Below are 518 nucleotides of genomic sequence, written 5' to 3'. Positions count from 1 at the left end.
CATTTAACCTCACCTCAAGGAAATAAAAATGCCCCTAACCCGCTACTACATCCTAGAAAACGACACCACCACAGCAGGCGGTATCGTCCAGACAACCACCAATCCCATTGTCTTTAATGTAGATGGCAAAAAGCAAAGCTGTATCGGCGATGATGTCTGGTGTTCTGCTTGTCAATCAATGGGCAAAATTGTACCAACAGGTCCAAGACTGTCCTTTTCTTTGGGTGGGGCAATGCCTGCCTTAAATGATGATTTGTGTCTGTGCAAATGTAATCCACCACCAAAACTTATCAATTCTCAAACCAGTTTTAAAGAGATTATTGATGACAATAGACTTGCCCAGTACCAAAAAGCAAGAGAGCAATACAGACAATCAAAGCTACAAAACAACTTTGCCAACACCCAAGCAAATGATGATAAGTTGCCTAAGTTTACTGTACATTTTAGAAGACCTGATGATTGTCAAGGAGGATATGGGTTTGATTGGTTAAGAGATGAGTATCTTTATGGTACTGATA

General features: G+C 40.5%; 1 protein-coding gene. It reads left to right on the top strand.

Going from position 1 to position 518, the window contains the following annotated elements; all coding sequences use genetic code 11:
• Positions 1–28 precede the first annotated feature (28 nt).
• Positions 29–518: PAAR domain-containing protein (locus B0182_RS14680; protein WP_211271659.1), on the top strand; the 490-nt coding region annotated here is incomplete at its 3' end.

It is taken from the genome of Moraxella bovis (assembly GCF_002014975.1).
Taxonomy (GTDB): Bacteria; Pseudomonadota; Gammaproteobacteria; order Pseudomonadales; family Moraxellaceae; genus Moraxella; species Moraxella bovis.
The sequence above is the reverse complement of the archived record's forward strand: the minus strand, read 5'-3'. Positions and strand labels throughout refer to the sequence as shown.